The sequence below is a fragment of the Flavobacterium sp. genome (genome assembly GCF_049318325.1).
Classification (GTDB): domain Bacteria; phylum Bacteroidota; class Bacteroidia; order Flavobacteriales; family Flavobacteriaceae; genus Flavobacterium.
In genome coordinates, this window is the sequence record NZ_JBMOGQ010000102.1 from 1 (window position 1) to 8,595 (window position 8,595).

Consider the following 8,595-nt stretch of genomic DNA (forward strand, 5'->3'; position numbering starts at 1 on the left):
ATTCAAACCACGAATTTTCGAATTGACATAACAAATTCTGAATTCGTGGTTTTTTATTACCGCCAACATGCTACAAGAAGAAGAAAAAAAAATAATATTAGGCTCCGAGGAATGGTGCACATTTCCCGAGTTATCTGTACCTTTCATCAAAGCACGTGTAGATTCAGGTGCTAAAACTTCGGCTTTGCACGCTATTAACATCGCTCCATTCATAAAAGAGTCTGAAAACTGGGTTAAATTTGACATCAACCCTATTCAAAATGATTTAAAAACCGTAATTCATTGCGAAGCCAGACTTATTGACAGACGTATCGTCAAAAGTTCAAGTGGCTTTCGGGAACAACGATGTGTTATTCAGACTAAACTAAAAATAGGGGCTGATATTTGGGAAATTGAAATGACGTTAACCAATCGAGATTCCATGGGGTTTAGAATGCTATTAGGCCGGGAAGCAATGAGTGGTCGGATTTTGGTTGATCCGGAAAAAAAATACCTATTGAATCAACCATCGTTAGAAAATCTAAAAGAATTATACGTTGAAACTATACCAAACAAAACTGGTTTACGAATTGGTCTTTTAGCAAGCAATCCTGATTTGTATAGTAATCGACGAATTATGGAAGCCGGTGAATTGCGTGGACACGAAATGCACTTTCTAAACATTAAGGAATGTTATATGAAGCTCGATGCAGACAAACCAGAGATTCATTATCGCGGTGGGAAAATTTTAGACAACTTTGATGCTATTATCCCCAGAATCCGGCCAAGCATTACATTTTATGGTTGTGCATTAACCCGACAATTTCAAGCAATGAAAGTATTTTGTTTAAATTCAGCTTCCGCTATAACACAGTCAAGAGACAAACTTTTTTCATTGCAATTATTGTTGCGAAATGGTATAGATATACCAACAACTGGCTTTGCTAATTCGCCTTTGGACACAGACAATTTGATAAAAATGGTTGGTGGACCGCCTCTAATTATAAAATTACTCGAAGGCACTCAGGGAAAAGGTGTAGTTTTGGCAGAAACCAAAAAAGCAGCGGAGTCTGTTATTAATGCCTTTAAAAGCCTAAATGCTAATATTTTGGTACAGGAATTTATTAAAGAAGCCGATGGTAAGGATTTACGCTTATTTGTTGTAAATGGAAAAGTGGTGGCTGCTATACAAAGAGAAGCCGCACCTGGCGAATTCAGAGCAAATATTCATATGGGAGGAACTGCTTCAGTAATTAAACCAACTTCAGATGAAAAACGAATGGCAGTTAAAGCAGCAAAAGCAATGGATTTGAAAGTAGCCGGAGTAGATATAATCCGTTCATCAAAAGGACCATTGCTATTAGAGGTCAATTCATCACCAGGATTAGAAGGTATTGAAGGAGCAACTAATAAAGATATTGCAGGAGCTATGATTAAAGCAATTGAAAAAAACTTTAAATTTAAATCATGAAAAACAAACATCTTTTAATTCTATTTTTTTTAGCGATGATACTGGTTGTCATTGGCGCTTTATTCAAAATTATGCATTGTACATATGCAGGAATGACCGCAAACTCTTTTCTATCTATTGGATTAATTTCAGAAGTCATTGTTGTTGTGTTAATAATACTCAAAATAATAAAAGAGAACAAGTCTAATTTTCTAAATAAATAATGAATCCCTACCTCGATATAGCACTCAGAAGCGTTTCAGTATATATTTTTATGATTATTGCTATACGTTTATTTGGCAAAAAAGAATTATCCCAACTCAACACAGCTGATATTATCCTGATTTTGCTGATTAGTAATTCAGTTCAAAATGCAATGGTTGGTAGCAATTCATCTCTTTTGGGAGGAATAACGGCAGCAGTTGCATTATTCATAATCAATTTAATTTTAAAAAAAATAATGCTAAATTCAAAATTCATTAAAAGTTTAGTGCAAGATAAGCCAGAGATATTAATTCATGAAGGGAAAATAGAATTCAAAACACTCTCTAAATTGGGCATCACTGATGACGAATTAAAGGAAGCTATGCGAGAACATGGTGTAGAATTTTATAAAGATGTAAAACTAGCGATGTTTGAAATTGACGGAAATATTAGCATAATTTCAGGAAATAAAAATCTGAAACAAACACATCACAAACGCAAAATTCATAAAACATTAGGAACCTTAAATAATTAATTATGAACCTTCTTTCTCAACTTATCGTCGGATTTATTGCATTTTTGCATATTTACATCCTTTGGCTCGAAATGTTTGCATGGACAACAAGTGGCAGAATAGTTTTTAAAAACATTTCCGATGATCAATTTGAAAAAACCAAAGTCATGGCCGCAAACCAAGGCTTATATAACGGCTTTCTTGCTGCTGGATTGATTTGGTCACTTTGTATTACAGATCCTGATTGGAGCAAAAACATCGCCATTTTTTTTCTGTCCTGTGTTTTGATAGCTGGAGTTTATGGCGCTATGACTGCTTCTAAAAGAATTTTCTTTGTACAAGCAGTTCCTGCTATATTGGGCTTGTTGGGTTTTATGCTGCAGATTTAATCTTCTACCTCTACTATAAAACTATTTAAAAAGGCAACCGAGTTTTCTATGTCGTAATGTAGAATTCTGTCTTCTTTAACCAATGGCACAACAGCTCTGTAAGACTTCAAGAACATTTCAATAAAGGCACTTGATTGCAATGGTTCTCTAAAATGAATAGCTTGAGAAGCATTCATTAATTCTATCGCTAGAATTCTTTGAAGGTTTTCCATAACCTTTAAGCACTTAGTAGCTGCGTTAGCCCCCATACTTACATGATCTTCTTGTCCGTTACTTGAAACAATACTATCAATACTTGCAGGAGTAGCTAATTGTTTGTTTTGACTTGCAATACTCGCCGCAGTATATTGCGGAATCATAAAGCCTGAATTTAGTCCCGGATTGTCAATCAAAAATGCTGGCAAACCTCGCAAACCTGAAATGAGTTGGTAAGTTCTTCTTTCGGAAATACTTCCTAATTCGGCTAAAGCTATGGCAAGAAAATCCAAAGCTAAAGCCAACGGCTGCCCATGGAAATTTCCTCCAGAAATAATAACATCTTCGCCTACAAATATATTTGGATTATCCGTAACCGAATTGATTTCGGTTTTGAAAACTTTTTTAACATAATCAATTGCATCCTTTGAAGCACCATGTACTTGAGGTATACAACGAAAAGAGTAAGGGTCTTGAACGTGTGTTTTTTGTTGCAAAATAATTTGGCTTCCTTCCAAAATCTCTTTAATCCTTCTAGCCGTTACTATTTGTCCTTTGTGAGGACGAACCATATGAATTAGTTCATGAAAGGGTTCAATTCTTCCGTAAAATCCTTCTAAAGAAACTGCCGAAATTACATCAGCAAAATAAGAGTACTTGATAGCTTTCAATAAAATATAACAGCCATAAGAACTCATAAACTGAGTACCATTTAACAAGGCCAAACCTTCTTTTGATTGTAGAACTATTGGTTCCCAATTAAACTTCTTCAACACTTCAGAAGACTGCATTTTAGTACCTTGAAAAAATACTTCACCTAAACCTAACAATGGCAATGATAAATGTGCTAAAGGAGCTAAATCACCACTGGCGCCAAGAGAACCTTGAGTATAAATTATAGGAAGAATATCGTTGTTATAAAAATCAATCAAACGTTCCACCGTTAGCAATTGCACTCCGGAATTTCCGTAGCTCAAAGACTGAATTTTAAGCAAAAGCATAATCTTTACAATTTCATTTGGCACAATATCTCCGGTGCCACAAGCATGTGATTTTACTAGATTTTCTTGAAGGCGTGATAAATCTTCATTGGAAATTTTCACATTGCATAAAGATCCAAAACCAGTATTTATCCCATAAATTGGTTTGTCGTTGTTCACCATCTTTTTATCCAAATATTCTCTACATTTTTGAATATTAATTCTGGCTTCTTCAGAAAGTGAAATTGATTTATGTAGAGATATAATTTCCTGTAAAGTCTCTAATGTCAATACTTCCGAACTGATATAATGCGTGTTTTCCATTTTTAGTTTGCAATTTGTTTCCAAAATTGAATAAACAATAGTTAAAAAACAAGTTTTGTTCATAGTATTTTATTGAGAATTTAATAATGAAAGTCTCTCTAAATTAGAAAAATGTTTATTTTTTTTGTCTACTATCCATATTATTACGACTTTAATAAAAATGGGATTAAAACTTTTTTACTATGCAAAAAGTAGTATTTTTGAAAATCATGTGGAATAAAGAAAACATAGTTATTTCAACTTCAGCAGCTAATCTATTAGCAGTAACTATTGTTGCTACCTCATCAACTACAACCCCTTTTGGGGTATAATCTTTCATATAATACTGTGTCCTGTTCTTTCATAACGAAAGAAAAAAAAATAATAATCTTACATTTCCTAAAAAATAGAACGAATGATAGTATTAAAATTTGGCGGAACCTCAGTTGCCAATTCAGAAAATATTTCAAAAACAATAGCCATTGTAACAAACAAAAGCAAGGAAGATAAACTGGTCGTAGTTGTTTCCGCTTTTAGTGGCATAACCGATATGTTGATATTAGCTGGAAAAACAGCTTCTGCAAAAGACAAAAACTATAAAGATATTGTTAGCCAGATAGAAAAAAAACACAAAGATGCTGTTGACGAATTAATTCCGTTAAGTGAACAAAGCGATATTATTGAAACTATTAATAGCCATATCAATCATTTAAAAACATTATTGGATGGCTGTTATCTATTGGGCGAGTTGTCAAATAGAACAGCTGATATTGTAGCAGGATTTGGTGAATTATTATCCTCTCAAATCATTGCCTTAGCACTGAAACAAAAAGTAAGCAATTCAACTTTTAAAGACAGTAGAGAGCTAATTAAAACAGATTCCAACTTCGGAAAAGCAAGTGTAAATTTTTCAGTAACCAATAAATTGATTGCCGATTATTTTAAATCCAATACCAATCAGGTTGTGTTATTTCCCGGTTTTATTGCTTCTTCTCTAGATGGCAATATTACAACACTTGGTCGTGGCGGTTCTGATTATACCGCGGCAATTATTGCTGCAGCTGTAAAAGCTGATGTTTTAGAAATATGGACCGATGTAAACGGAATGTTTACTGCCAATCCGAAGATTGTAAAACAGGCACAGCCAATAGAAACCATTTCGTATCAGGAAGCTATGGAACTGTCGCATTTTGGTGCCAAAGTATTATATCCACCAACCATACAGCCAGTCTTAAAAGATAGCATTCCTATTTTAATTAAAAACACTTTTGAACCAGAAATATATGGAACATTAATTTCTGATACTCCAAAAGCAACTGCCAACCCCATCAAAGGAATTTCGCATATCGACAACATTGCCTTACTTACACTCGAAGGCTCCGGAATGATTGGAGTTGCAGGTTCTTCCAAACGTTTATTCGAAGTGCTTTCACAAAATAATATAAATGTAATTTTTATTACCCAGGCTTCTTCAGAACATTCCATTTGTATTGGAATTCTTAATGCCGATGCAGAAAGAGCCAAAGCAGCCATCGATAAAACTTTTGAAATTGAGATTGCTCAAAACAGAGTTGATCCAACCATTGTGGAAAAAGACTTGTGCATCGTTGCTTTAGTTGGCGAAAGTATGAAAAACCATCAGGGAATCAGCGGTAAAATGTTTAGCACACTTGGAAAAAACAACGTAAACATTAGAGCTATAGCTCAAGGTGCATCAGAAAGAAACATTTCTGTAGTTATCAATGAAAAAGATGTTAAAAAAGCACTAAATACGCTTCACGAACGTTTCTTTGAAGACAATACCAAGCAGTTGAATCTATTTGTAATGGGTGTTGGAAATGTCGGAGAAAAGTTTGTTGACCAAATCAGTCAGCAGAATAAATTCCTAAAAGAAAATTTGAAAATAAACCTTCGTGTCATAGCAATGGCAAATTCAAAAACCATGACTTTTGACGAAGAAGGAATCAATCTAAAAGATTGGAAAGCTGCTGTTGCAGGAGGAGAAAAAACAAACGTAGAAAGTTTTATTGCCAAAGTAAAAGACCTCAACTTACGTAACAGTATTTTTGTTGATATAACCGCAAACTATGATATTGCAAATACTTATGATAAATTCTTAAGCCAAAATATAGCGGTAGTTACCTGTAACAAAATTGCTTGTTCTTCTGAATATGACAATTATAAAAACCTTAAAAATCTCTCCCGAAAATACAATGCTCCATTCCTATTTGAAACGAATGTTGGCGCCGGATTGCCAATCATTGATACACTAAAGCATCTTATTGCTTCAGGAGATAAAGTGAATAAAATTCAAGCCGTTTTATCAGGAAGTTTGAACTTTATTTTTAATAATTTCAGCGAATCTTATAATTTTCATGACGTAGTTAAAGAAGCAGGTGTTCAAGGTTTTACAGAGCCTGATCCAAAAATAGATTTAAGTGGTGTTGATGTAGCTCGCAAGATATTAATCCTTATACGCGAAAGCGGATATAAAATGGATATAGAAGAAATTGAAAACAATTGTTTCCTGCCAAAAGAATGTATGGACACAACTAACAATGACGATTTCTTTAAGTCTTTAACAAAGCATGAAGCCCATTTCAATAAGCTATTAGAGGATGCCAAATCAAAAGATAGCCGAATTAAATTTGTGGCAAAGTTTGATAAAGGAAAAGCATCGGTTGGATTACAATTCATTCCAAAAGAAAGTCCATTTTACAATCTCGAAGGAAAAGACAATATCGTTGAATTCTACACCGAACGTTATGTTGACCAACCCTTAATCATCAAAGGTGCCGGGGCCGGAGCAGCAGTTACTGCTTCTGGTATTTTTGCCGACGTAATTAGAATTGGAAATGTTTAACTCAGTTACTCAGCAACTCAGACAATCAGCAACTATAAAAAAATGAACGAAATTAAAATATTCTGCCCTGCCACTATTGCCAATCTCAATTGCGGATTTGATGTAATGGGATTGTGCCTAGAAGGAATCGGTGATGAAATGATTATTCGTAAAGTTGCTGAAAAAGGCATCAAGATTACTAATATTACTGGTGCAGACTTACCATTGGAAACAGAGAAGAACGTAGCCGGAGTTGCTGGTTTGGCTTTGCTAAATGCCACGCAACCCGAATTTGGTTACGAAATTGAAATCCATAAAAAAATAAAAGCCGGCAGTGGCATTGGAAGTTCCTCTGCCAGTGCTGCCGGAGCAGTTTTTGGAATCAACGAACTTTTGGGCAAACCATTTACCAAACAGGAATTGGTACATTTTGCTATGAAAGGCGAAGTCATTGCCAGCGGCAGTGAGCATGCCGATAATGTAGCGCCATGTATATTAGGAGGATTCACTTTAGTTCGTGGTTACAATCCGTTGGATGTTATAAAGATTGAAAGTCCGAGTGAGATCTACGCTGTAGTTTTACATCCTCACATAGAAGTGAAAACTTCCGACTCTAGAGCTGTCCTTTCTCCAACAGTTTCATTGAAATCTGCTATTACACAATGGGGAAACCTCGGTGGATTAATTGCCGGTTTGTATACTAAAGATTATGAATTGATTGGACGATCGCTGAACGATGTTATAGTCGAGCCAAGCAGAAAACATTTGATTCCAAATTTTGATTTAGTGAAAAATGCCGCTTTAGAAAACGGAGCTTTAGGTTCCGGAATTTCTGGCGCGGGACCTTCGATTTTTGCTTTATGCAAAGGACAATCAATAGCCGAAAAAGTCGCCTATGCTATGAGTAACGCTTACCTCGATACAGGTATTGCCTTTGATATGCATGTTTCAAAAGTGAATGATCAAGGAACTAAAATTATATAAAGTTAGAAGTACATAGTACGATATACAAACAATATTGCGTACTTCTGACTTCGTAAATCGTACTTAAAAATGAAGTATTATAGTTTAAACAATAAAAAACATAAAGTGAGTTTTCAAAAAGCTGTTGTTGAAGGCTTGGCGTCTGACCGTGGTTTGTATTTTCCGGAAACTATTACTCCTCTACCCGATTCTTTCTTTGCTAACATTGAAAAACTTGCTCATGAAGAAATAGCTTTTGAGTCAATTAAACAATTCGTTGGTGATGAGATTCCGGAAACGGAACTAAAACGTATTATAGCTGAAACGCTTTGTTTTGATTTTCCTTGTGTTCAGGTAGAAGACAATGTGTTTTCTTTAGAACTTTTTCATGGACCAACAATGGCATTCAAAGATGTTGGCGCCCGATTTATGTCACGCTGCCTGGGTTATTTTAATCGTAATGATTATAAGCATGTTACTGTTTTAGTTGCTACTTCAGGAGATACCGGCGGAGCCGTTGCCAGTGGTTTTTTAGGTGTAAAAGGTGTAGAAGTTATCATTCTTTATCCATCAGGAAAAGTAAGTGATATACAGGAAAGACAGTTAACAACTCTTAAACAAAACATTAAAGCACTCGAAGTGGATGGCGTTTTTGACGATTGCCAAGACATGGTGAAGAAAGCTTTTCTAGATGAAAGTTTAACACACAAGAATCTTACTTCAGCTAACTCAATTAACATTGCACGTTGGTTACCGCAAATGTTTTATATTTTCTT

Annotated in this window: 9 protein-coding genes; 8 read left to right on the plus strand and 1 reads right to left on the minus strand. The window is 34.9% G+C overall.

What is annotated here, in order from left to right; genetic code table 11:
• Positions 1-67 precede the first annotated feature (67 nt).
• The 4 genes from rimK to ACOYLP_RS09265 are packed head-to-tail and all read left to right on the plus strand — an operon-like array spanning position 68 to position 2,536.
• The gene (gene rimK / locus ACOYLP_RS09250) at positions 68-1,450 is read left to right on the plus strand and encodes a 30S ribosomal protein S6--L-glutamate ligase (RefSeq protein WP_422855888.1); all 1,383 of its coding nucleotides are present in this window, start codon (positions 68-70) and stop codon (positions 1,448-1,450) included.
• Between the two features lie 35 nt (positions 1,451-1,485).
• Positions 1,486-1,653 carry a GldL-related protein gene (locus ACOYLP_RS09255; RefSeq protein ID WP_422855896.1) on the plus strand — a complete coding sequence of 56 codons (168 nt, stop codon included), beginning with the start codon at positions 1,486-1,488 and terminating at the stop codon, positions 1,651-1,653.
• Positions 1,653-2,168 (plus strand): DUF421 domain-containing protein, encoded by a 516-nt coding sequence (locus ACOYLP_RS09260; protein WP_422855889.1) that lies wholly within the window; start codon positions 1,653-1,655, stop codon positions 2,166-2,168. The genes ACOYLP_RS09255 and ACOYLP_RS09260 overlap by 1 nt, the downstream gene beginning before the upstream one ends.
• A 2-nt stretch (positions 2,169-2,170) precedes the next feature.
• On the plus strand, positions 2,171-2,536 hold the full coding sequence (locus tag ACOYLP_RS09265; RefSeq protein ID WP_422855890.1) for a DUF1304 domain-containing protein: 366 nt from the start codon (positions 2,171-2,173) through the stop codon (positions 2,534-2,536).
• Here the strand turns inward: ACOYLP_RS09265 and hutH are convergent.
• On the minus strand, positions 2,533-4,035 hold the full coding sequence (gene hutH, locus ACOYLP_RS09270; RefSeq protein ID WP_422855891.1) for a histidine ammonia-lyase: 1,503 nt from the start codon (positions 4,033-4,035) through the stop codon (positions 2,533-2,535). The genes ACOYLP_RS09265 and hutH overlap by 4 nt on opposite strands.
• A gap of 182 nt (positions 4,036-4,217) precedes the next feature.
• On the opposite strand from hutH, the gene ACOYLP_RS09275 reads away from it, so the two are divergent.
• From ACOYLP_RS09275 to ACOYLP_RS09290, 4 genes are all read left to right on the plus strand, one after another.
• Complete coding sequence (locus tag ACOYLP_RS09275; protein ID WP_422855892.1) at positions 4,218-4,346, plus strand: hypothetical protein; 129 nt, start codon at positions 4,218-4,220, stop codon at positions 4,344-4,346.
• Between the two features lie 83 nt (positions 4,347-4,429).
• Positions 4,430-6,877, plus strand: coding sequence for a bifunctional aspartate kinase/homoserine dehydrogenase I (gene thrA, locus ACOYLP_RS09280; protein ID WP_422855893.1), 2,448 nt, complete (start codon positions 4,430-4,432; stop codon positions 6,875-6,877).
• 42 nt (positions 6,878-6,919) lie between these two features.
• Complete coding sequence (locus tag ACOYLP_RS09285; RefSeq protein WP_422855894.1) at positions 6,920-7,840, plus strand: homoserine kinase; 921 nt, start codon at positions 6,920-6,922, stop codon at positions 7,838-7,840.
• A gap of 69 nt (positions 7,841-7,909) precedes the next feature.
• On the plus strand, positions 7,910-8,595 hold a 686-nt coding region (locus tag ACOYLP_RS09290; protein ID WP_422855895.1), incomplete at its 3' end, for a pyridoxal-phosphate dependent enzyme.